The sequence below is a fragment of the Shewanella sp. CAL98-MNA-CIBAN-0140 genome (assembly GCF_040309905.1).
In the GTDB taxonomy this organism is placed as follows: Bacteria; Pseudomonadota; Gammaproteobacteria; order Enterobacterales; family Shewanellaceae; genus Shewanella; species Shewanella psychromarinicola.
In genome coordinates this window covers 1-23,901 of the sequence record NZ_JBEOPI010000009.1, presented here as the reverse complement: position 1 = coordinate 23,901, position 23,901 = coordinate 1, and the positions used below count along the sequence as shown (strand labels likewise).

The following is a 23,901-nucleotide window of genomic DNA, read 5'->3' as shown; positions in this document are numbered from 1 at the left end:
TTTTATAGAGACTATTCGCTAGGGTTTTGATGCTGTGATAATCCGTTTATATGGCCACTGTTAGCTTATTGCTGCGGCGCAGGTCGTTGCGCAGATAGTTGCGCTGCAGCGATAAGTTATAATGCCATTTGTCCTTCAATTTTTTGCTGATAGTTAGCCATAACGGCAACTTTTAAGCTGTTGCCTGAATCAATCGTGGTGGGCATTGAAGAAGGAGAATTAACGCTAAGTGACATGGTTAACCTTAATGTAAAACTGAATGTTAGTCTTCTATAGACCAAGGATCGCCGCGCTTGATGCATTTTTATCAAAAAGTGGCTTACTGAATTTTTAATTATAGGTTGTGCACAACCAATGTTATCATTGACTCATATTATTGGTTAGCGGAGTAAAGCCTATGCCTAGTAAAGCGTCTACTGGATCTCAATTCCCTACAGCAAAAAATCCGCTAGCACTTGAAAATCAGGTGTGTTTCTCATTATACAGCGCGACCAATGCTTTGATCCGCGCATATCGACCCTTATTAGATGAGTTGTCGCTGACGTATCCACAGTATTTGGTGATGATGGTGCTTTGGAAAGAGCCGGGGATAAGTGTCAAAACCTTAGGTGAGAAATTACATCTTGATTCTGGAACGTTAACCCCGTTATTAAAACGCTTAGAAAGTAAAACGTTAGTGACTCGAGGTCGCAGCGAGTTAGATGAACGCGTGCGTGTGTTACATGTGACTGAGCAAGGCCAGCAATTATACCAGCAAGCATTGAGTATTCCTGAGCAAATGCGCTGTAAAGTTGGTGGCAGTATTGAAGATTTACAACAATTGAAGCAACTGTGTGATCAGGCATTTTTTATGCTTAATTCTGGCGCGGGAAGCAGCTGTGAAAGATGATTATTTTGAGCGTGGTGATGGTCTGTCATGCCGCAATATTCAGCTCTCAATGGTTGAGCAAGTCAGTATAAAATAACAATAGTAACCGATTTGTTTGATATGTTTTCTCATGTCGATCATTTGAAGTATTGGTCATGTTAGAACCGCTGCATTACTCTTTTTGTAAAGTAAGCGGTACTTGAGTCGTCATTCAACACTCGTTTTGAGTTGATCACTTATTGATAAGGTTTAGTATAAGAGGCTACTAGAGAAGGGTGTTTTTTGTCGTCATAAAAATGTCACCTCAATGTCATAGTATTGTTTACCAACACAAAAAGGTACCAGGACGATGTGGCAAATATTCAGTCGCTTTTTAGCATTAGGTTTGATCAGCTTTGGAGGACCTGCGGCACACATAGGCTATTTTAGAAAAGCCTTTGTGGACGAACTGCAATGGCTAGACAATAAGCAATATTCTAGTTTTGTTGCCCTGAGTCAGTTTATGCCAGGGCCTGGTTCAAGTCAGGTCGGTTTTGCGATTGGTTATCACCGTGGCGGTTTACTGGGGGGATTAGCCGCCTTTTTGGGGTTTACCTTACCATCGTTTTTACTGTTGTTTTTATTTGCGGTTACCAGTGCGCAATGGTTGCAATTAACAACCGTTGCGGGGGCTATTCACGGCCTAAAGTTACTTGCTGTAGTGGTAGTAGCTGACGCAACCTTGTCAATGTTCACTCAATTTTGCCAACGAAAAACCGCAAAAATATTAATGGCAGCAACAGCTGTTGCTATTATATTAATGCCTTCATTATTGATCCAAATAGCCGTGTTAATTGTGGCGGCTATTGTTGGGGTCACGCTGATGACTAGGGGTGACAGTATTACACCGGACTCTCCTGCTATTGAGCTTGATTATCGTTGGTTAGCATTATTTATTATAGGAATAGCGGCATCTTTATATCTTATCAATCAACCCGATAGCCTTGGACAAATTTTTGCGCAGTTCTATCAAGTCGGTAGTTTAGTGTTCGGTGGTGGGCATGTGGTATTGCCCTTGCTTGAAACCAGCGTCGGTGAATACATTACCCCAGATCGTTTTTTGACCGGTTATGCGCTTGCACAAGCCATTCCTGGACCTATGTTTACCTTAGCCACTTTTTTAGGGGCTGACTTATGGTTAGAGTCGCCGATCCTTGGGGCTATAGTGGCGACGTTAGCTATTTTTCTCCCGGGTTTTTTACTGATGCTGGTGGGCTTAAAAAGTTGGCATTCAATAAGCCAACGTCCGGCCATAGCAGGCGCTATCGCGGGAGTGAATGCGGCTGTTGTCGGACTCTTACTTGCGGCACTTTATCAACCGGTATTTACCAGTGCGGTGATCATGCCGTTGGATATGGCTTTAGTGATTATTGGCTTTAGTCTGTTAAAAGTCTTCAAGCCCAGCTTAGTGTGGTTGGTGATAGGATTTGCTGCCATGGGCAGCGGATTATCAATGTTATAAAAAAGTTACTATATTGTGCTTTTTTGAGACCGGTCTCACTTTATTGGGAGGTATATAGTTAGTTAGTTTAAGTATCTATAAAAAATAGATTAGTATGCTAAATCGATTATTACCCTCAAAAGGCTTGCCACTATGCTGAGATCTTCACTACGCAATAAACTCCTGGGCTTATCATTAATTCCGCTTTCGTTGATCCTCACCGTATTACTGAGTATTTTTTATGTTAATGAAGAGTCATCTTTAACCAAAGATATTGATAACTTTCGCAGTGAATTAATTTCAGAGCGCCAAAACCAACTAAAAGAATCAGTCCAGATTGCTCAGGGCGTTGTTGAATATGAACTTGCTTTGGGTGACAAGGGAAATGTCAATGCAGCATTAAGAGATTTACGTTTTGGCACTGCAGGCTATTTCTATATATATGATGATGCTGGGGTCAATATTTTTCACCCGACTATGCCTGAACTTGAAGGCCAAAACAAAATAGATATGGCCGACCCTAGTGGCACCAAAATTATTGTTGGCTTATTAGAGGCCGCTCAAGCGGGTACTGGTAATTTTTCTTATTACTACCAAAAACCGGGTAGTAGCCAGCTTATTGAAAAACTCGGCTTTGCGGTAATGATCCCCAACACCCATTGGATGTTAGGCTCGGGTGCCTATATTGATGATATTGAAGAGTCCATTGCGGCTTATAAAACCTATAAAACGGAAGAGATGGGTCAAAAAGCACTGATGTTTTTACTCATTGCTATAGGTCTTACAGGCATAACGGCTTTTGCCGTGGTGGTGATGGCACATAAAATGGTGGTGCCAATCCAGAATATGGCTACCTCGTTAAATGATATTGCCAAAGGTGAAGGCGATTTAACCAAACGTTTAGATATCACCAGTGAAGATGAGATTGGACAGTTAGGCAGTGCATTCAATCTGTTTATCGACAAATTACAGCATATTATTAGTGATGTGGCTGGCGCAACGGACAGAGTTAAGCATGCTGCTCAAAGCATCAATGGCCAAACGGTGTCGATGACTGAGCAACTCAACCACCATAATAGTGAAGTTGATCAAATTGTTACTGCCATCACTGAAATGTCGGCTACGGCTAATGATGTGGCACATAATACCAATATGGTTGCAGAGGCAACACACGCAGCCTCTGATAACGTAGGTAAAGCACAAGATTGTGTTGATACCTCACTAACGGAAGTGTCCAATTTAATGACTCAAATTGACAATGCCGCTGGCAATGTGAAGTCATTAAGTGAACAATCGAAAAAAATTAACTCTGTACTCAGTGTCATAGGCGGAATTGCCGAACAAACCAATTTACTGGCTCTTAATGCGGCGATTGAAGCTGCCCGAGCTGGCGAACAAGGTCGAGGTTTTGCCGTTGTTGCCGATGAAGTGAGAAATTTAGCCAGTCGTACCCAAGCCAGTACGGTCGAGATTAATGAAATGCTGTCTGAACTGCATAAGTTAGTCACCAAAGCGGTACAAGCCATGGAAGAAAGCCAAACCAGTTGTTTAAGTTCGGTTGAGTCCTCGCGGGCGATTTCTGAAAGCTTAGGTTCAGTAACCTCATCGGTGACCAGTATTAATGACATGAGTACCCAAATAGCCACCGCCGCTACCGAGCAAAGCTCAGTGACTGAAGAAATTAATCGCAATATCAATTCAGTACAAGAGATTGTGAATACGTTACTAGCAGCCAGTGAAGAGGCATCTGATATGAGCAAAACCGTGGCGAATGAAGGTCAGACCTTAGCTCAGTTAGTAGGTCAATTTAAAGTATAATTTTTACCAAACCGATCGTTAAAAATGAACCCGAAGGGGTTCATTTTTTTTAATCATTTTTTAATGATAACAATAGGTCCATTTAATCTGTTTATTACAGGTTAATGATTTTTTTGATGTTGTTTCTGCGCAATATATTCGTCATTTGTTTATTAATAATCGCTCTTCTGGTCTAGGTTTAGCGCCTCTCATGGGGTAAAATACGCCGTTGCACCTTTCGTTAACGGCTAAATTTAAGTTGAATATTCATGTTTGAAGTTAATCCGGTAAAATTCAAAATCAAAGAGCTCGCCGAACGCACTGAGCTACTTCGGGGGTATCTTTGACTACGCTGCCAAAAGTGAGCGGTTAGAAGAAGTCAGTCGAGAGCTTGAAAGCCCTGAAGTGTGGAATGAGCCTGAACGTGCTCAAGCATTAGGTAAAGAGCGTGCTGCGTTAGTCTTAGTGGTCAAAACCATTGATGATATGGACTCAGGTCTAGAAGACATTGAAGGGTTACTTGAACTGGCCATTGAAGAAGATGACGAAGGAACCTTTAATGATGCCGCTTCAGAACTTGAGTCGTTAGAGACTCGTTTGGCTGATCTCGAATTCCGCCGCATGTTTTCTGGTAAGAATGATGCATCAAATTGTTACTTGGATATTCAATCTGGTTCAGGCGGCACCGAAGCACAAGACTGGGCCAATATGGTTCTGCGCATGTATTTACGCTGGGGTGAGGCACATGGTTTTAGCCCAGAGTTAATTGAAGTGACTGACGGCGATGTAGCGGGTATTAAAGGTGCAACGATTAAGTTCACCGGAGAATATGCTTTTGGATGGATGCGAACCGAGACCGGTGTTCATCGTTTGGTGCGTAAATCACCATTTGATTCATCAGGTAAACGTCATACCTCTTTTTGTTCCGTTTTCGTTTACCCAGAAATTGATGACGAGATTGAAATTGAAATTAATCCGTCTGATTTACGTATTGACACTTATCGCGCATCTGGCGCAGGTGGTCAGCACGTCAACAAAACAGATTCAGCGGTACGTATTACGCATTTGCCAACCAATACTGTGGTGCAATGTCAAAACGATCGCTCGCAACATAAAAACCGTGACGCTGCCTATAAACTGTTAAAGGCGAAGTTATACGAGTTACAAATGCACCAGCAAAATGCCGATAAACAAGCTGCTGAAAATGCAAAATCAGACATCGGCTGGGGCAGTCAAATTCGTTCATACGTATTAGATGACGCCCGTATCAAAGATTTACGCACGGGGGTTGAGAACCGCAATACTCAATCTGTGCTGGATGGTGATTTAGATAAGTTTATTGAAGCCAGCCTAAAATCAGGACTTTAAGTAAATTAATTTTTTCGCCATCACAAAGTGTGGCGAGTAAACGCGAGAATATAATATGACTGAACACGTACAAGATGAAAACAAACTGATTGCTGAACGTCGCGCTAAATTAGACCACATCCGCACCAGTTGTCCTGCTAATGCTCATCCAAATACCTGGCAACGTAGCCATAAAGCGGCTGAGTTACAGGCGCAATATGGTGAGCAGACCAAAGAAGCGCTAGAAGTGTTAGGGTTTCAAACCAGTATTGCCGGCCGTGTTATGGCAAAACGAGGTCCATTTTTAGTCATTCAAGACGTGTCTGGTCGTATTCAAGCTTACGCTGGTAAGCCAGTGCAAGGTGATTTAAAAGAGCGTTATCAAGGTTTAGACATCGGTGACATCATTGGTGTTAAAGGTCAGCTGCATTTATCGGGCCGGGGCGACTTGTACGTTAATATGGAAGAATATCAGTTACTGACTAAAGCATTACGTCCGTTACCTGAAAAGTTCCACGGGTTAACCGACCAAGAAACGCGCTATCGTCAGCGTTACGTTGATTTAATCGTTAATGAAGAGTCTCGCAATACCTTTATTATGCGTTCTAAAGTGGTTTCCGCTATTCGTCACTTTATGGTCAAAAAAGAGTTCATGGAAGTTGAAACTCCTATGATGCACGTTATTCCTGGTGGTGCTACTGCACGTCCATTTGTCACTCATCACAACGCGTTAGACATGGCCATGTACTTACGTATTGCGCCAGAACTGTATTTAAAGCGGTTAGTGGTTGGTGGTTTTGAGCGTGTGTTCGAAATTAACCGTAACTTCCGTAACGAAGGTTTATCGCCACGTCATAACCCAGAATTCACCATGATGGAATTCTATATGGCGTACGCGGATTATAAAGACCTAATGGATTTAACTGAAGAAATGCTCAGTTCAATTGCGATTGATTTACTCGGTAGTGCGCAAATGCCATACGGCGAGGACACAGTAGACTTTGGTGGTCCTTATGCCCGTTTAAGCATGTTAGAAGCCATTCAGAAATACAATCCTGATAACGCCACTATACAAGCGATGACGTACGAGCAAGTTAAAGACGTAGACTTTATGCGCGACTTGGCCAAGAGCCTAGGCATCAAGCTAGAAAAATTCTGGACTTGTGGCCAGTTGCTGGAAGAAATTTTTGGTGAAACCGCTGAAACTAAACTGATGCAACCTACTTTCATTACTGGCTATCCCGCGGATATTTCGCCTTTAGCACGTCGTAATGATAACAATGATTTCATCACCGACCGTTTTGAATTCTTTATCGGTGGCCGTGAAGTGGCTAATGGCTTCTCTGAGCTCAATGATGCTGAAGATCAAGACAGCCGCTTTAAAGCGCAAGTTGATGCCAAAGATGCCGGCGATGACGAAGCCATGTTCTACGATGCAGACTACATCACTGCACTCGAGCACGGTTTACCGCCAACCGCGGGTCAAGGTATTGGTATCGACCGTTTGGTGATGCTATTCACTAACACGCATACTATCCGTGATGTGATTTTATTCCCAGCGATGCGTCCACAAGCTTAATCGCTAGTCAGCTAAGCCAATAAAACGAAACCAGCCATCAGGCTGGTTTTTTTTGGCTAGATTTAAATGAAAATATAGACTCGTCCTTGTTGCTGAGATGGGTTCTAAGCTAGCCTATGACTCCGTTCCTAGGTTGAATAAACTTCGCCTTAGCCGTCACGCAAGCTTTATTTTCTACATAGAGTACGGCTTCTAGTTGGTACATTCCTAAGCGTTTGCTCACCAGATGACCGACAATTTTGATGGCATCGCCAACTTTTATTGGGGCAACAAAGCGTACTGTCATTTCTGCAGTTAAGGCTTTAATGCCTTGCATAAGCAAACAATGAGTCATGGCAGCATCGACTAAGGTGCTTGCTACGCCGCCATGTAAGAAGCTAGTGTAGCCTTGAAGCTGCTGACTTGCTTTATGATAACCAACAACCTGATTGTCACCGTCTGCAAAAAACTTACATTGTAATGACAATGGATTTTGTTTAGCGTCGCCACAGACAACACATTGACTGTGGCTTTGTTTACAATCTTGATAACTACTCACACTAAGCCTTGTTTATTAATAGGGACAGATGACTGTTAAGGTTTTTCTTAACTAATGTACTAAAAACGCGCATTGACCATTTGGTAAGTTTTATAGCCACCGCTGAGGTTGCGTGCTTTAAAACCATGCTGGACTAACATGCGACAGGCGACATGACCGCGCAACCCTACCTGACAGAGCAGCAATAATTCTTTGTCTTTGGGAAGTTCATTGAGTCGGTCTCGAAGTTGCGGCAGCGGAATATTAATCGCATTATCAATCGCACCCACAGCCGTTAGTTCGCCAGGATTACGCACATCGACAATAATTTGTGTCGCAGTCAAGGCCTGTAGATCTTGAGTGTGACAAGTCACTTCATCGCCTAATAACACATTAGCCGCGACCATACCTGCCTGATTGACCACGTCTCGCGCAGAGCCAAAAGGAGGCGCGTAAGTGAGCTCAAGGTCGGCTAAATCATATACCGTCATCCCCGCGCGTTGCGCTACCGCTAATACGTCAATACGCTTATCGACACCATCAATCCCAGCAGCCTGAGCACCTAAAATGCGGCCATTATCAGGACAAAACAACAGTTTTAAAGTAATAGGGTGAGCCCCAGGATAATAGCTGGCATGGCTTGCTGTGTGGACATAAATTTTTTCAAATGGGATAGCTTGCCTTAGCAAACTTTTCTCATTTAATCCCGTCGAGGCGATGGCCATATCAAACAACTTACAGATTGCGGTCCCTTGGGTAGCGCGATATAACCTATCACCACCCAACATGTTATCTGCGGCTAATCGTCCCTGACGATTAGCCGGTCCAGCAAGTGGAACAAGTGAAGGATTACCGCTGACGAAATCAGCGGTTTCAATGGCATCGCCGACAGCATAAATATCTGCATCGGAAGTACGCATCCCGGCATCTACACGAATACCACCGAGCGGGCCTAATACTAAGCCGCACTCTGATGCCAAGCTAGTTTCTGGTTTAACGCCGATGGCGAGGATGACTAAGTCTGTCGCTAAAGTGCTGTTATCACTCAAGGTTAATTGTAAATGGGAATGGGGCGGTACCGGTTTATCATAGTCATCGGTAATATCGGCTTCAGCAAGTTGAATTTGGCACTCATTGACGGCGGTTAAGCCTGTTTTTAAGCGTAAATCAACCTTATTATCAACTAGCTTTTGATGCAGTATATTGGCCATTTCAATATCCACAGGCCCCATAACTTGGTCGGCAAGTTCGAGTAAGCTCACCTCTAATCCTCGGTGGCGCAGCGCTTCCACCATTTCTAAACCAATAAACCCACCCCCTACCACAGTGGCATGTTTCGGCTTATGCAGCACAAGGTTCGCCAGTACTCTATCCATATCAGGAATATTACGTAGACTATGGACGAACTGGTTATTGATGCCGCTAATGGGTGGTTTTATTGGTGATGCCCCCGGGCTTAGTAGCAACTTGTCATATGACTCTTGATATATTTCATGGGTAATATGATTACGTATGTTTAGCCTTTTAGCTTGCCTATCAATAGCAATCACTTCATTAAACACCCGGACATCAACATTGAAACGTGATTTGAAGCTTTCGGGTGTTTGCAACAATAATGCATCTCTGGATTCAATTTCACCACTGATATGATAAGGCAAACCACAGTTGGCAAATGAAACAAACTCGCCCCTTTCTAACATGATAATTTCAGCCGTTTCTGATACACGTCTTGCTCTTGCTGCTGCTGATGCCCCACCGGCAACCCCACCGATAATTACTATTTTAGTCATTGTTTTCTCCGATAAAATTTAATATTAACCTAGCGGCTATCTAGTCGACTTTCTGTCTAGCAGACTGGCTATTAAGTGCTTGTTGGCAATCAAAGCAGTGACCATACATATTGAGGCTGTGGTGGTGAATAATCATACCGTGATGTTCTGCTGCTAAGCCTAAACGAAGCTCAATCAAGGGGTCGGTAAATTCAGTTAACTTGCCACAGGTTAAGCAAATTAAATGATCATGACGCGGTTTATTATTGAGTTCATAAACAGCATTTTCAGACTCAAATAGTCGTCGTACGACTATGCCTGCTTGCTCAAAATGCGCCATAATTCGATACACAGTATTGAGACCTATGGTCTCTCCCTGCGCATTTAAGCCTTGATAGATATTTTCTACTGTTAAATGCTGCTCATCGACTTGAGTTAGAAACTCAAGCAACTTACATCTTTGAGTGGTTATTTTGAGGCCAGAGTCTTTCAATACTGCTTGCATTAGACTTACCTAAACACGTCAATACGTGTTACCAGTGTTTAATTTTTAGTTGATATTTTTTGTCATCAAGGCTTTGCTATTGATTAAACTATCAACCACCTTATATCGAGCCCCTTTAACCAAGTTAGCTAACGTTTGGCGGGATATTCCCATTGACTTAGCGGCTTCTTGTTGCTGCATTCCGAGCAAATCAACTAAGCGCAAAGCCTCTATTTCATCTTCAGCAAGTGGCACCTGTTCTAACTGTGCCATCGGAATCCCATTGGGTTTAAAACAAATATTGGCTGCTTGGCCACATATGGTTCGGGGAATTTTTGGTCTTGCCATGTAACACCTCATTATTGGCATATGCTATATATACTGAATTTAGTTCGCACTTGCAAGATCTATTCTTTTTTTTACTGTGATATGTAAACTGATCTTTGACATGACCAATGACATTTAATGATATCTATTATGTCACCGTAGGTAACTCAGATAATGATAAAGGCTAAAATTAATGTGCATAGTCGTTAACGCTTGGGCTTATTATTCCAAGCTAAGGTTAACTCACAAGCTCCATGTTTCAAGTGCGCCGTCTGAGCTTAAGGTCAATAGCTTACCATTAGGTTTGATCACCATTGAAAATACCGTTGTGCCAGCGTTATAGGCAGTGATATCCCAATGAGAAAGCTCCTTTCCCGATGAGGCATCCCAATAGATAACACTTTGCTTTGAGGTTGCGGTAATTAAGTTGTTGCCATGGTTGGTGAATAAAGCCTGTCGAAAATAGCGATAACGTTCAAGGTAATCAAGATGGCTCACTGGCTGCGTAGTTTGGGTATCGATAATGACATTATTGTCGAGTGCATCAGCAATAAATAAGCGTCGATTAGTTTCATCAAAACTCACGCTGGTGATCCGTTGAGGGCGGGAAAAACTGCTGATGAGCTCACCGTTATAAGTGGCCCAAATGTGTACATCACCATCAAGCCCAGTCGATAATACCTGTTGTTCAAAATTAGAGAGCTCAATATGATTAACGGCAGCACTGTGTTGTTTAAACAATGACATCGTCATGCTGCTTCTTTGTATCACAGTAATTGAACCATCATTCATCCCCACTAAAATAGTGCTGCCTGTTTGGCTCAGAAAAAGGCTCGAAATACTGGCATCGGGATTAAACCCCTGCGCAGGCCAACGTATATCTAATTTGCCCGTTTCAAGATTGAAAATAGAAATTTTTTGTTTGCCTGCAGTGGCAAGGTATTGTTTGTTACCTGACAACGCCAGCAGATAATTAGTGTCATCAAAGTCATCGTCAGACCATTGGTGTAATAATTGGCTTGTTGCTACATTCCATATCGATAATGTGCGGCTTCTGCCTAATGTAACCGCCATACTGGCATCCGTTGACAGTATGCCATCAACGAGCGTTTCGTTAACGAGTCGCTGAATGTTATCGGGTCTTTTCATGACCACAGCTTGATTGCAGCCTGAGATAGCCATCATCGTCACCATGATTGCACTAATAAGGCACACATTGCGCGGTAAGCTAGATCTGGCGTTGGCTAACAATATAATTCCTTTATAAAAAATGATACTTTCAACATAATAGCATAGTGCCATACCGCTGGTTTTATTCACTGCTTATGCAACATCTCACTCTATTTAGCGATAAGCTAGGACTTTTTGATATAGCAAAGTCTGCGTTCAAATTATGCATCTATTAAGAAAAAGCGATTTCAGGCACAATAACACTAACAACCTGTTATTTAAGCCAAGGAACCCACATGACCCAAATTACCTTAACGACTCCCGATGATTGGCATCTTCATTTTCGTGATGGGGATATGCTCGGTGAGACGGTTCCTGCTACGGCTCGTTTGTTTCAACGCGCGATTGCGATGCCTAATTTAGTCCCGCCAGTAACGACAGCGGCGATGGCGGTTGCTTATCGGGATCGTATTTTAGCGGCTCGCCCAATCGGAAGTGATTTTCAGCCGTTAATGACCCTATTTTTAACCAATAATACCTCAGCACAAGACATTATCGATGCTAAAGCGGCAGGTGTTGTCGCGGGGAAGTTATACCCAGCAGGTGCCACTACAAACTCAGATGCGGCGGTAAAAGCATTGGATGAGTTGTTTCCGATATTTGAGGTTATGGCCGAGCAGGGCATGTTGCTATTGGTTCACGGTGAAGTGACCGAAGCGCATATCGATATTTTTGATCGCGAAAAGCTCTTTATTGATCGTTACTTATCGCGCATTGTCGAATCAATTCCCAGCCTCAAAGTGGTGTTTGAACATATCACGACTAAAGAAGCCGCTGAGTTTGTTGCGGCCGCTTCAACCAATGTTGCCGCCACTATTACCCCACAGCATTTACTGTTAAATCGCAATGACTTGTTAGTCGGTGGCGTACGCCCGCATAACTTTTGTTTACCGGTACTGAAACGTAATATTCACCAGCAAGCTTTGCAAGCGGCTGTAGCGACTGGTTCAAGTAAGTTCTTTTTAGGCACCGACTCAGCCCCCCATGAGAAACACCGTAAAGAGTCCGCTTGTGGCTGTGCAGGCTGTTACAGTGCATGGAGTGCATTAGAATTATACGCTCAAGTGTTTGATAATTTAGGTGTTATAGATAAGCTCGAAGGGTTTTCCAGCTTATACGGTGCCGATTTTTATGGTCTCCCTCGTAATACCGGAACCGTGACATTAGTGAAACAAGAATGGGTTGTGCCAGAAGAGATTATTTTACCTAACGGTAATCCTATCGTGCCATTTTTTGCCGGACAAAAAGTGAATTGGAAAGTGAAAACGACTTAGTTTAATCGCTAAGTCGCTAAGCGTGCTTATTTTCAATAGCGCGTGGTTAACCGAGAACTCTTATCGCGAAGCAGATTTATTGATGCCTGTCAGTTTGCTGATAGGCATTTTGATCAGCGCCTTAATAAGGGCTTCTTATTCGGTCTTTTATTTTTTGCCTGTGTCTTTAACAGCTCTTCAAATGCAGCTCGAGGTAATGGCTTACTAAATAAGTAACCTTGGCCGTAATCACATTTCAGTGCATTGAGCAGATGATACTGCTCTTCTGTTTCAACACCCTCTGCAACGACCGTTAAATTGAGCCCATGTCCCATTGCTATCGCCGCGCCGACCAGTTCCAGATCGCCCGGATCAACCGTTATATCGTGAATAAAGCTCTTATCTACTTTCAAGGTATTAAAAGGGTAACTGCGCAGATAACTGAGTGACGAATATCCGGTACCAAAATCGTCCATCGAGATACTGACACCAATATCGTTAATCCAGCTTAAGTTACTGTCTATAATAGGATCGCCACTGAGTAGTACCCCTTCGGTGATTTCAAGTTCTACAGAAGTAGCATTAATTTGGTGTATATCTAGCTGAATTTTAAGCATATCAACAAAGGTATTTTCTCGGAATTGTTTGGGAGAAACGTTAATGGCTATTTTAAAATGAGGATTAAATTCGAGCTGCCATTTTTTGGCTGCAGTAAATGCGTTCTCGATAACAAATTGGCCGATAGAGACAATCAATCCCGTTTGTTCTGCGATAGGAATAAATTCATCAGGAGTGACTTGGCCAAGTAAATCACTATTCCATCTAAGCAGCGCTTCTGCGCCAATGATTTTACGACTTCTAATGTCTACAAAGGGTTGAAAATAAACCTCGAGCTCTTTGCGCTTCAATGCACTTCGTAATTGCTCTTCAACCCTAAGGCGTCGATTCATATCGTGGTTCATTTGATGGGTATAGAAGTTATAGGTATTTCTGCCGCGGTCTTTTGAATAATACATGGCAGAATCTGCCTGTCTTAGTAATTCTTTAGGGTCTTCACTGTCTAGCGGGTAAAGTGCAATACCAATACTGATAGTTGACACTAACTCACGGCTTTCGAGTCTAAAAGGAATGTGAAATTTCTTGAGCAGTTTAGTGGCAATGATCTCAACGTCAGCGGGATTATTGATGTTGCTCAGTATAATGATAAATTCATCACCTCCTAACCGACCCACTACATCATTGTCTCTAATGGAGTGTTTTAACCTTGCAGCCGCTTTAATTAACAATTCATCACCAACAGAGTGGCCCAAGGTGTCATTAACCTTTTTAAAATCGTCTAAATCTAAAAACAGTACTGCCACACTGTTTTTTGCACGATAAGCGTCTTTGAGCATTTGCGACAATCTATCAAGGGAGAGCAGTCTATTTGGCAAGCCTGTTAAGCTATCGTAATGAGCTTGATGGAGGATTTTTTCTTCTTGCTGTTTGTAATACGTTACATCTTGTTTTAGTGCCAAATAGTGTTTGGTGATGCCCGCATTGTCAAAAATGGGTGCGATATGAGCATGTTCCCAGAAAATCTCACCGTTTTTCTTTTTATTTTGCAGTTCACCCTGCCACGCATGTCCTTGAGAAATCGAATCCCATAATTCTTTATAAAGTGATTTAGGGGTTAACCCCGACTTTAACATGCTAGCCGGTTGGCCAATGACTTCACTTGCGGTGTAGCCAGAAATTTTTTCAAATGCACTATTAACATATTCAATTTTACTGTCGATACTGGTTAATATCATTGAGATAGGGCTTTGTTCTATTGCTTGTGACAGCGTGAGGGCTCGTTCCTCAGCCTTTTTTTGAGCGCTTAAATCAATGTCGATGCAGTACATTTCCACTTCGTTGTCTGTGTTATTGATTAACGTATGGGATGAATAAACCGCGACACTACTGCCATCTGCACGTCTAAGGAGTAACTCTCCAGCGGGAATGGGGATACCATCATTAATCCATGCATTGATGTTGTCAATTACGTGGTTCTTATAGGGTAATGGAATAATTAGATTTTCGAGTTTTTGACCTAATGCTTGCTCTTTTGAATAGCCATAAAGGCTTTCACTGGCTTGGTTCCAAAAAATAACCGAACGGTTTTTATCATAACCTTGCACCGAAATCGAGGGGATTTTTTCGAAGATTTGTCTGAATTTAGATTCACTGTTTAGCAGCTTTTGCTCTGCATTAATTCGCTCTGAAATATCTTTAACAAAGCAGAAAAACATACTGTCATCACCATCCCAAAAGCTGATATTCACGTCAACATGAAACAAGTGCCCCAGCTTATGTTTGTGCAGCGAAGTATAATTGATGGTTTTAGTTTGCTTTGCTGTAAGGATATTTTGGCTTGAAAACTGATGTTTTTCACTGGTTTCAATTTGATTAATAGGCTTATCGAGTAATTCATCTAGAGTATACCCCGTCATATTGGCGAAACTCTGATTTGATTCTATTATCCTGCCATCGACCGACACAATGACAAAACCATCTTGGGCAGTCGTTATAATGTTGCGATAAGTGATTTCACTGCGACGTAATTGTTTTTCGATATGCTTTTGAGCGGCCAGATCTCGGCCTACGCCAACAATGCCCTGAATTTTGCCGGATAAATGAGTAAAAGGTGTTTTTTGGGTTCTAAATATATGCTCAACTCCATCTGGTGTCGTGATCCATTCTTCATCCATCCACGACTGATTTTCTTGCAACACAAACTGATCCGCTTTGATAAATTTATCCGCCTGTTGGCAATCAAATAAGTCATAATCGTTATGATATTTTATTTGCTCTGATTTGAGTTGCAACAGATTAGAAAAAGCCTTGTTACAGCCCAAATAAATGCCATCGGTTGATTTATAAAAAATAATATCGGGAATACCATCAATAATGCTTTGTAACAGGTTTTTTTCGGCTTCGAGGAGCGATTTATTATGATGTGATTCTTGTGCTAATTGTTGCCTTTGTTGATGTTTTTTAAGCAGTAATCCAAGTAGCATAGTGCCACAAGTGTAAACGGTGAGTAATGTAGGACCAATGGTAAGCATGATGTCGTATTTATCTGCTATAGGCATTAATAACCAACTCGATAAAACGGCAAGCTCGACCACAATCCCCATAACCAATAGGTTTTGCCAATTGGGTTGTTTGTTTGAATGTTGCATCCAGTATCGCCAGCCTAAACCAATGGCAGAACTGATGAAAATAACCAATGTGCCAACGTATAAACCTGCTCCGCCCTGATAAATACGAAAGCAAGCCGCGAGGATAGTGGCAATTAATGTCGGAATAAAACCGAAAAATAAACCGCTCAAGCTTAATAATATCCAGCGAGCATCAAAAACAATCCCAGGCCTAAGCTCCCAAGGATTATTCATTACACTGATCGCAATCATCCCGATAAAAATGCCACTCAAGACATTTTTATATTTATCGGGCGTTAGCCTTTGTAAGGTAATGACGTCATAAATGACCACAAGAGCCAGTAACAATACGGCGTTGCTCATCAAACTGAAAAAACTATCCATTTTTTCTCCACATAATAAGGGCGTTGCCTTGCTTAACTGTAGCTCAAGTTGGGTAATAATAAAAAATTAGTCTATTTTTATCATTATGTTAATAATATTGTGGCCGAGTATGGCACACACTGGTCATGGTTGGATCTAGATCAGATTATTTTATCAAGCCACTAGTAAAGTCAAGTCATTAAACGGTGGGTTTTCAACTCATTCTTCATATTCGGATTAGATCTGCAATATGAATATCTGGTTTCATCGGCAGTAGCCGTTGGTAAAGGAAAAATCTATGCTGTGGATAAATAACACGTTATTGAAAGACCCGTATGTTATTTGAATTTGGCTCTGTTGATAAGGAGCTGTCAATAGCCTGGTATTATCATTACGGTTGACTCATTTTGTCTACGTAATATTATCTCTGTATTAATCTGAGTAATAAACCATTATTAATACAATAAGATAACCATTAATGAAAGGCACTCATTTTTGTTAAGGTATTTTTAATATAAAAAATTGAAAGTTATTGGCATATTTCGAGGTCTATTAAATTATGACCAACATACTTAATCGTTAAGTATGAAATATGGATGAATATGACTATGACGACTTCATTTTCTGCTAAAACGCTACTCAGCTCTATCACAATCGGCTTAGCATTATTATTCGGCGCGTCAGCTCAAGCGTCTAGTATTACTGTACCGGACTCCATAATAGTCGAAACTATTAACGGTAAAAACGTGAGTTTTGAACATACCATTGGGCTTAACCATGGACAACAATTGGTTGAAATTAACTATCGAGATATTTTTCAAGACAATGCTGATGATTCAGGAGGTTGGGTTCGTTCTGAACCCTTATACTTAACATTAAATGTGGATCATAATCAGCGTTATGAGCTCGCAACGCCTGTTATTTATAGTGAGGAAGACGCCCGTGAGTTTTTAGACAATCCGCAAGTGACATTAAGTATCAATGGTCAACATCATAAAGATGTCGCATTAATGACTCAGTTGCAGTTATTAACTAAATTGGTATTAAAATAAATTTTATAATGATTCCCAATCATTGATAATGTCGAGCACAATAGCAATGTCCATAAAAAATCCGAGTGTGTTAAATTCACTCGGATTTAGACGGCTGTATTAGGTAGATTAGCCAATAGTTTGTTGTTAACTAAACGGCATTACCGTCAAGGCTACTTTTTTATGACTGCTTATTCAGTTTTATCACTGTTAATTATCCTGAATTGATGCTATTTATTGTCCGAACGAATCACTAACTCAACTCGTCGATTCTGCTTTTGGCCTGCGTCATCAAAGTTATTAGCGATAGGTGAATATTCACCAACCCCTTTTGCTTCAACTTGTTGTGCAGAAATAGAGAACTGTTTGATCAAACGGGATTTAATTGCCGTTGCACGTTTTTCTGACAAGGTTTGGTTATAAGCCTGTGAGCCCTGGTCGTCTGAATGTCCTACCACATAAAATAACTGTTTAGGGTGTGTTTGTAGGTATTGAGCCACAAGTTCTACAATCGGATAGGCTTCTGGTAATAGTTCATCGCTATCATATTTAAATAGCAAACCGTCTAGCGCCACATGGCCCGTTTTAGCTATCTCGTCGGTTAATCCCTGCAAATCAATACCCACGCGATCATTGTTTAACGTGGTTTCTTCAATGATCCGGACTTCTGCTGATAGTCGACTAGAATAGCCAATCACATATACCATGACATAAACATTACCTTCCGGTCTTTCTAACTTGTACAGACGATAAAACTGGCTGTCGTCCATACCGTTGGACATTAGTAATTTTAGGGCGTCATACATTTCTGTTTTTTTGCCACATTGCTTACCTGTACAGGCATAAACTTCGTTAAAGCCGAGCTTATTTAACGCATGTTGATAATTTGCGTTAATCTCGTATTCAGAATAAGTTCGAGGTAACACGTAGCCAATATCGGTGATTTTACCATCTAATATTAGCGTCTCAAGTTTGCTACCATTCTTACCCACTAATACGGCAATTTCCCCAAAACTATGGGTGGTATACTCATCGATATATGCGCCAGGAATGCGAGTCAACATAGGGTGATCAGCGGAGTTTTTTTCATCTTTGTTGCTATTGTCTTTTACCGCTATTTCACTCACTTCTTGTGATAAATAACCTTGATTAGTGGTGACTAAATCTAATGGTTCGTCGATGACTTCTACAATATCTAACTCTAAATTGGTGTAACGAGCCCAACTAGCCGCATATATCGATACGTAAACTTGTTTTTTAGGTGAGGTGATTTTTGCTGTTAACACTGATGGAGATTTTCGTGAATTTGTTTCTAGCGGTTTAATAAATTGCTGTAACTTATCTTCATCGCCACAACTTGCTTGCTCGCATTCAAAGAGGATCTCGGCATTTAGCGCGTTGAGCTGATTTTTATAGTTATTGATTAAATGAGCTGGCGTATAAGACGGCGGCAGTTCATAGTTGGTTCTGGTCAGTTTGCCTTTCACTTCTTTGGAAAAAATTTTTTTGTCTTCAATTGATGTGATCAATTGCACCGGCGTGAAATGCCGAAGTTCATTCTCTGTTTTTTTAACCTCTTTAGGCTCAGAAAACAATTCATGTGTTGTCGCCGAATAGGCATTCATTGCTGGCATAGCCGAAATGATGATTGCTAATGACATTAACGCGGGTTTTAACATATTAACTCCCTGTTGTGTATGTTGATGGTGGCAAGATTAAATTAAATCAAACAGCATGACGTAATATTTCAATTTATACATAATATTATCAGATAATAATTTTTTATGAAGAAATTAGAATCAATAGCGTGAATTTAAGTGATATTAATTCCCATATTTTTTCTAATTATTAAGTTAATTGGCATTATCACATTATATAGTATAGGTTTTTATTTTTTTATAGTATCAAGTGATAATTGATTTGTTTTATTTTTGTGCAATAATTTTCAGGTCGTAAATATTGCTTTTTCAATAAATGCTTAACTTTAACATTGGAGGTTCGAAGGTGAACAAGTTGAAACAAAAAGGTCAAGGTATGACCGAATATATTATTATTGTGGCATTAATCGCTATTGCTGCTATTGGTGCATTTACCATGTTCGGCGATGTTGTTCGTAATCAAACAGCATCAATGGCGGCTGAGTTAGGCGGTAGTGGTTCTGAAGCGACCAAGGCTACGAATCAAGCAACAAAGCAAGGTAAAGAAGCTGTAACAATTGCCGCGAAAGAAGGTGGTTTAGATAAATACAATGCGACTGCAGGATCATCAATTAAGAATTAATTGAAAAACAGTATTACATTATAGTGCGGGTCCCCCGCACTGATTTTTTATTTAAACGAAGAGATTTTTATGTCAACCAAGCCGCTTTCTAAACTAAAACTCACTTTAGTGATTGCCTCACTATTTTGTTGTGCTCAAAGTTACGCCACAGAAAAAAAACAAATGCCGTGGGACTTTGACAGTAATATTTATAGGGAGCAACTAAGTGAAAGTATACAAAGTGGTATTAACAATCAAGACCTGATAAATAAAGATAATCAGTGGTATGAATGCGCAACGATGGCGCCAACTACTTTTCGAATGGCTTTAGGGGTAAAGAATAACAAAGAGCAACCAGGGTTTGCGCGTGAGATAATCCTTGATCTTTATCCCGTGGATAATGATAGTTTTCGTGATGTGATTAATCAGAAAATAATGGATCTGGCCTTTGAAATGGCTGATTTAGCTGACGGTGATAAAACCAGTGACGAGTCACCTGTAACCCAAGCTGCTTGGGATTGGTGTATTGACCAAGACCCCAAACATTTTGCTGATTTTTAACTGATATTATCAAATTATATATATTCAACATAACGCTAATTATATGCTAAGCGAGTCAATGACATGGAGTGTCATCCAAATCATATTTTATCACAACGCACTAGATTAATGGCATTGAAAAATGGTTATGCCAGCGTGCTATTTTTAGCCGTTTTTGCCGCTGTAGCCCTTGCTATATTCTCACTTTATGATACCGGCATTGTCGCTTCTGAGCGAATAAGAATGCAAAATACTGCCGATAATGTGGCCTACAGCACAGCAACTATGGTGACGCGAGATATGAACATAATTGCTATCACTAATCGCGCTATGGTCGCAAATCAAGTGGCAATAGGCCAAATGGTCGCATTAGCGTCTTGGGCGAATATGGTACAAGAGTTTGCTGGTAACTTGGAAACTCTTGGCGATTTTGCCCAAGTTATTCCCTATGTTGGTAAATTGATAGAGCAAATCACCGAAATTGTTTATAAAGCCACAACCCAACTGAAAAATATCATTCAAAACTTTGGTAATAAATTTATTTTTGCTGAAGATAAATTGATTGGCTTGTTATATTCAATGCAAGCAGCCAACCATGAAATGACTTTACTCAGTGGTAAAATTATTTACGATGATATTATCGCTAAAAATGACTCTGATGTCAGTGCCAATGCCCTCAGTACCGTTTATAACATCCAAAGCTTTATTAAAGCTTATAAAGGTCATACTCAATATAATAAACGAGATAATATAAAAAATAAAAAGCTGACCGCCCAACGATTTGCAGAAATGGCCAATACGGTCAATGACTCTCGAGACAAGATGATGGCAAATCGAGCTTATAATGTGATCCCTAAAATCACCGTAGTTCCTTGGCCTGTTAGGCTTAAATATTGGGGGCCAAAGTATGGCGGTACTGATTATGTGATGAGTAAAAAAAATAATAAATATGTATGGAGCTGGACGTCACTAGATACTTTTAGTTTATGGTGGAGTTATCGCTACCCCAAAAAACTGTTTGGCTGGAAAACCCACACTAGTGAATTATTACCATTAGGCTGGGGAGCTGCTCATGCACTTAATAAAAAATTAAATACTACTCAATATAATTATGACTCACGGAAAAAAGTACTAGAAAGTAAATTTGAACAAAACAACTGGAATGAAATTAATTATAACAGCGGAAGTAAAATTTCAGCTTGGGGAGCATCTTATAAAAATAAAAATGCAGCTGACTTAGTGAAATACCCAACTCTTCTTCAAGGAGAGAAAAAGGGTGATATTTACAACAACATTAAAAATGTCGATGGTATAAAACAATTTATTGATTTAAAAAGTAATGATAGAACCACGGATGGACCGATGTTTAGTGTGTTGTTGTCCAAGGGGGAAGACAAGCTGAGAACGCAAAAAACCATCGATAGTACAAATGCCAGTTATAACCGAACCAATCAGTTTTCGATAGAAGAAAACGGTGGGATACCTGGCGATAAAGTCTACGCCTTAGCCAGTGCACAGAGCTATTTTTCTCGCCCTGATGAATCGTTATCAGGGAATAGCAATAAAGAATGGATGATAACGTGGGGTAGAAAAGATGGGCTTAAGGAGTACGGCAACTTATACAACCCTTTTTGGCAAACACGATTACAAAAAAATAACGATAATATAATTCAGCTATTGTTAACATTAGGGAAACTCTAATGTTAACAAGAAAAAGTAATAAGTCTCAGCAACAAGGAGCAATATTAGCCGAATTTGCCATTATAAGCGGTTTTGTACTAATCCCATTAACCTTATTAATGCCGTTAATGTTTAAGTTTATTGAAGCAAAGCAATACATAGAGCAAGCTTCTCGTTATGCCGTATGGGAACGCGTCGCCTATTATCAAAAAAAACCTAAAAATCGTGACAGTTATGCCCCCGTTAAAACAGATGAACAGCTAAAGCATGAGATACAAAATCGTTTTTTATCTGCAGCAAAAACACCAATATATCTAGCGCAAGCTACGGATAAAGTGACAGAAGAGCTCAACCCAAACCTCATGGTGAATGATCTTACTTCCAATAAACGCATTTCAATGTTCGCCAAACCAAAAAATAGTCCAGCTACCTATGTTGGCAGTGCAACTGCACAGCATTCACTGCCTAATTCTGCACATTTTACTGGAGTGGTAAGTAAGGTGCTAACACTTGCTCCTGGCTTTGAGTTAAATCAAAAAGGATTGTACCAAACGACTATTAGAACAGGTATCAGGATGTACGATTGGTTCCCTGAACTCGGTGATAAAGTGATTAATATGGAACGAACCAACGCGCTATTAGCAGAAGGTTGGTCTATGGGAGGTCCTGAAAATGTTAAAGAAGAACTTAAATACTTAGTCCCCATAACAGCAGCGATGGATGCTATGGGTGTAGAAAAGCTATTTAAGGTTCTGAAAATAATACCAATAGCAAAAGAATTAGGCTGGATGGATTTAGGCAAGATTGAACCAGATGCAGTCCCTTGTGTCAGGTTGGGGTCATTTAATAAAAAAGGAAAAGTTAGTACACCTAAAAATTGTGAGAAAAGATTAAAACAAAAATTAAAGAAGTTAGGACACAACTACTGATGAAAAAAAATATTATCTTTTTGACAATAGTATATTTATTTATTGCTCCCGTTTATGCGATGAGTGTGCATTTTCCCATCCCGAAATTTTTTAAGCTTCACGTTGTTGCTGATGAAATGAATTATAACTCTGTAACCATGTCTATTTCTGGTTTCGATACCAATAAATCAGCAACAGATATTTTGGCATTTTATACAAAAGAGTGGGATGGTGAGATTAAGACTTCACATTATGGTGAGTGGATAATTTATTCTCATTTGAAAGAGGGTATTTTATATACTGTTCAGTTTAAAGAAAACAAATTAAGTATTACTGGTTTTATTGCATTATCTAATCTTCCAGGCGTGCAATCAAAAAAGTTAAAGCTATTAGGTGATGGTTTCCCCATGCCTAAAAACACGAAAGTGGCCAATGATATAAGAACAAATGAAGCAGGAAGAAAATCTAGAATGTTATTGTTAACTAATAGTCAATCAGTAAATAGTAACTTTGAATATTATAGAAGAATTCTTAGTATGCAAGGTTGGAAAATACAATATGAGGAAAAGAGTTCAAAGAATAGAGCTGGACTGGTTCTTGCTAAAAACAATAGCACTTTGAACGTTGTGATTTTAAAAGATAATAAGAAATCAAATATTCAGGCCGTTAGGATTGATAATTAATGAAAATGAGTAAAGTGAAAGGGTTTGGTATCACTGAATATCTAATCGGAATTATTGTTTTGGTGGGGGTGTTTTTTACACCTTATGCAGATAATAAATCAATTGTCACCATCTTGATTGAAGCAGTGAAAAAAGAGCATGCTGGATATATGTATGCTCAGTCACTTAGTCAGTTTCAGTTAGGTAAAGAAATTATTGTTAAGAAATAACAAAGAATAATAATAAAAGTAAAGGAGTACTTTGTGTCATTTAAAAAATCAAAAAGTAGTTGGTTAATGCTATTTATTGCAATATTTATTGCTTTTATCGCTTTTTGGCTTGCTAACAATTATTTAAAAAATAAAGAAGAAATACTAAAAAATCAATTACGAGGCGTTGAGCCTGAAACTGTCTCAATTGTTGTTGCCGCGACGGATGTCATGATGGGAGATGTTGTTTCTTCAGGCAATATGGCAATAGCTGATGTCAATGCTGAATATTTATCGCTATCAGTTGTTCCCCCTGGAGATTTTGGTGTGTATGAGGGTAAGCGGTCAATTAAGCGGTGGAGCCCGATATCATCAAGCTTTTAGATCGGCATGCCAAGGTAATAAATCACTTA

At 40.2% G+C, this 23,901-nt stretch carries 21 protein-coding genes; 14 read left to right on the top strand and 7 right to left on the bottom strand.

What is annotated here, in order from left to right:
• Positions 1 to 397: 397 nt before the first annotated feature.
• From ohrR to lysS, 5 genes are all read left to right on the top strand, one after another.
• On the top strand, positions 398 to 889 hold the full coding sequence (gene ohrR, locus AAEY93_RS06495; protein WP_124014012.1) for a transcriptional regulator OhrR: 492 nt from the start codon (positions 398 to 400) through the stop codon (positions 887 to 889).
• A 328-nt stretch (positions 890 to 1,217) separates the two neighbouring features.
• Positions 1,218 to 2,369: a chromate efflux transporter gene (gene chrA, locus AAEY93_RS06490; protein WP_124014013.1), complete on the top strand. Its 1,152-nt coding sequence runs from the start codon at positions 1,218 to 1,220 to the stop codon at positions 2,367 to 2,369.
• Positions 2,370 to 2,501: 132 nt separating this feature from the next.
• Positions 2,502 to 4,166, top strand: a complete 1,665-nt coding sequence (locus tag AAEY93_RS06485) for a methyl-accepting chemotaxis protein (RefSeq protein WP_101032864.1) — start codon at positions 2,502 to 2,504, stop codon at positions 4,164 to 4,166.
• Positions 4,167 to 4,414: 248 nt separating this feature from the next.
• Positions 4,415 to 5,513, top strand: a protein-coding gene (gene prfB, locus AAEY93_RS06480; protein WP_164839407.1) for a peptide chain release factor 2 whose coding sequence is annotated in 2 segments (ribosomal slippage) — positions 4,415 to 4,489 and positions 4,491 to 5,513 — 1,098 coding nt in all. Because the reading frame shifts where the segments join, the coding sequence is not laid out codon by codon here.
• A 55-nt stretch (positions 5,514 to 5,568) separates the two neighbouring features.
• Complete coding sequence (gene lysS, locus AAEY93_RS06475) at positions 5,569 to 7,071, top strand: lysine--tRNA ligase (protein ID WP_101032862.1); 1,503 nt, start codon at positions 5,569 to 5,571, stop codon at positions 7,069 to 7,071.
• 109 nt (positions 7,072 to 7,180) lie between these two features.
• On the opposite strand, the gene AAEY93_RS06470 is transcribed toward lysS, so the two are convergent.
• The 5 genes from AAEY93_RS06470 to AAEY93_RS06450 form a co-directional block, all read right to left on the bottom strand.
• Entirely contained in the window at positions 7,181 to 7,609 is a 429-nt protein-coding gene (locus tag AAEY93_RS06470) for a PaaI family thioesterase (protein ID WP_351075539.1), read from the bottom strand.
• Between the two features lie 59 nt (positions 7,610 to 7,668).
• On the bottom strand, positions 7,669 to 9,378 hold the full coding sequence (locus AAEY93_RS06465) for an FAD-dependent oxidoreductase (protein ID WP_124014015.1): 1,710 nt from the start codon (positions 9,376 to 9,378) through the stop codon (positions 7,669 to 7,671).
• A 40-nt stretch (positions 9,379 to 9,418) separates the two neighbouring features.
• A complete protein-coding gene (locus AAEY93_RS06460) occupies positions 9,419 to 9,862 on the bottom strand; it encodes a transcriptional repressor (protein ID WP_101032859.1) in 444 nt (147 codons plus the stop codon).
• Between the two features lie 45 nt (positions 9,863 to 9,907).
• On the bottom strand, positions 9,908 to 10,189 hold the full coding sequence (locus AAEY93_RS06455; RefSeq protein ID WP_101032858.1) for a DUF134 domain-containing protein: 282 nt from the start codon (positions 10,187 to 10,189) through the stop codon (positions 9,908 to 9,910).
• Between the two features lie 222 nt (positions 10,190 to 10,411).
• The gene (locus tag AAEY93_RS06450; RefSeq protein ID WP_232772084.1) at positions 10,412 to 11,419 is read right to left on the bottom strand and encodes a WD40 repeat domain-containing protein; all 1,008 of its coding nucleotides are present in this window, start codon (positions 11,417 to 11,419) and stop codon (positions 10,412 to 10,414) included.
• Between the two features lie 215 nt (positions 11,420 to 11,634).
• On the opposite strand from AAEY93_RS06450, the gene pyrC reads away from it, so the two are divergent.
• Entirely contained in the window at positions 11,635 to 12,672 is a 1,038-nt protein-coding gene (gene pyrC / locus AAEY93_RS06445; protein WP_124014202.1) for a dihydroorotase, read from the top strand.
• A gap of 113 nt (positions 12,673 to 12,785) precedes the next feature.
• On the opposite strand, the gene AAEY93_RS06440 is transcribed toward pyrC, so the two are convergent.
• On the bottom strand, positions 12,786 to 16,220 hold the full coding sequence (locus AAEY93_RS06440) for an EAL domain-containing protein (protein ID WP_351075533.1): 3,435 nt from the start codon (positions 16,218 to 16,220) through the stop codon (positions 12,786 to 12,788).
• A gap of 587 nt (positions 16,221 to 16,807) precedes the next feature.
• On the opposite strand from AAEY93_RS06440, the gene AAEY93_RS06435 reads away from it, so the two are divergent.
• On the top strand, positions 16,808 to 17,251 hold the full coding sequence (locus AAEY93_RS06435) for a DUF2057 family protein (RefSeq protein WP_351075530.1): 444 nt from the start codon (positions 16,808 to 16,810) through the stop codon (positions 17,249 to 17,251).
• Between the two features lie 209 nt (positions 17,252 to 17,460).
• On the opposite strand, the gene AAEY93_RS06430 is transcribed toward AAEY93_RS06435, so the two are convergent.
• The gene (locus tag AAEY93_RS06430) at positions 17,461 to 18,909 is read right to left on the bottom strand and encodes a DUF4892 domain-containing protein (protein WP_351075527.1); all 1,449 of its coding nucleotides are present in this window, start codon (positions 18,907 to 18,909) and stop codon (positions 17,461 to 17,463) included.
• Positions 18,910 to 19,234: 325 nt separating this feature from the next.
• On the opposite strand from AAEY93_RS06430, the gene AAEY93_RS06425 reads away from it, so the two are divergent.
• The 7 genes from AAEY93_RS06425 (at position 19,235) to AAEY93_RS06395 (ending at position 23,872) form a co-directional block, all read left to right on the top strand.
• Positions 19,235 to 19,510 carry a pilus assembly protein gene (locus tag AAEY93_RS06425; RefSeq protein ID WP_351075525.1) on the top strand — a complete coding sequence of 92 codons (276 nt, stop codon included), beginning with the start codon at positions 19,235 to 19,237 and terminating at the stop codon, positions 19,508 to 19,510.
• A 69-nt stretch (positions 19,511 to 19,579) separates the two neighbouring features.
• Complete coding sequence (locus AAEY93_RS06420) at positions 19,580 to 20,050, top strand: hypothetical protein (RefSeq protein WP_351075523.1); 471 nt, start codon at positions 19,580 to 19,582, stop codon at positions 20,048 to 20,050.
• A gap of 108 nt (positions 20,051 to 20,158) precedes the next feature.
• Positions 20,159 to 21,730, top strand: coding sequence for a hypothetical protein (locus tag AAEY93_RS06415; protein ID WP_351075520.1), 1,572 nt, complete (start codon positions 20,159 to 20,161; stop codon positions 21,728 to 21,730).
• A complete protein-coding gene (locus tag AAEY93_RS06410; RefSeq protein ID WP_351075518.1) occupies positions 21,730 to 22,638 on the top strand; it encodes a hypothetical protein in 909 nt (302 codons plus the stop codon). The genes AAEY93_RS06415 and AAEY93_RS06410 overlap by 1 nt, the downstream gene beginning before the upstream one ends.
• A complete protein-coding gene (locus AAEY93_RS06405) occupies positions 22,638 to 23,300 on the top strand; it encodes a hypothetical protein (RefSeq protein WP_351075515.1) in 663 nt (220 codons plus the stop codon). The genes AAEY93_RS06410 and AAEY93_RS06405 overlap by 1 nt, the downstream gene beginning before the upstream one ends.
• On the top strand, positions 23,300 to 23,509 hold the full coding sequence (locus AAEY93_RS06400) for a hypothetical protein (RefSeq protein WP_351075512.1): 210 nt from the start codon (positions 23,300 to 23,302) through the stop codon (positions 23,507 to 23,509). Before AAEY93_RS06405 ends, AAEY93_RS06400 begins: the two co-directional genes overlap by 1 nt.
• Positions 23,510 to 23,542: 33 nt before the next feature.
• Positions 23,543 to 23,872: a CpaB family protein gene (locus AAEY93_RS06395; protein WP_351075509.1), complete on the top strand. Its 330-nt coding sequence runs from the start codon at positions 23,543 to 23,545 to the stop codon at positions 23,870 to 23,872.
• Positions 23,873 to 23,901 lie beyond the last annotated feature (29 nt).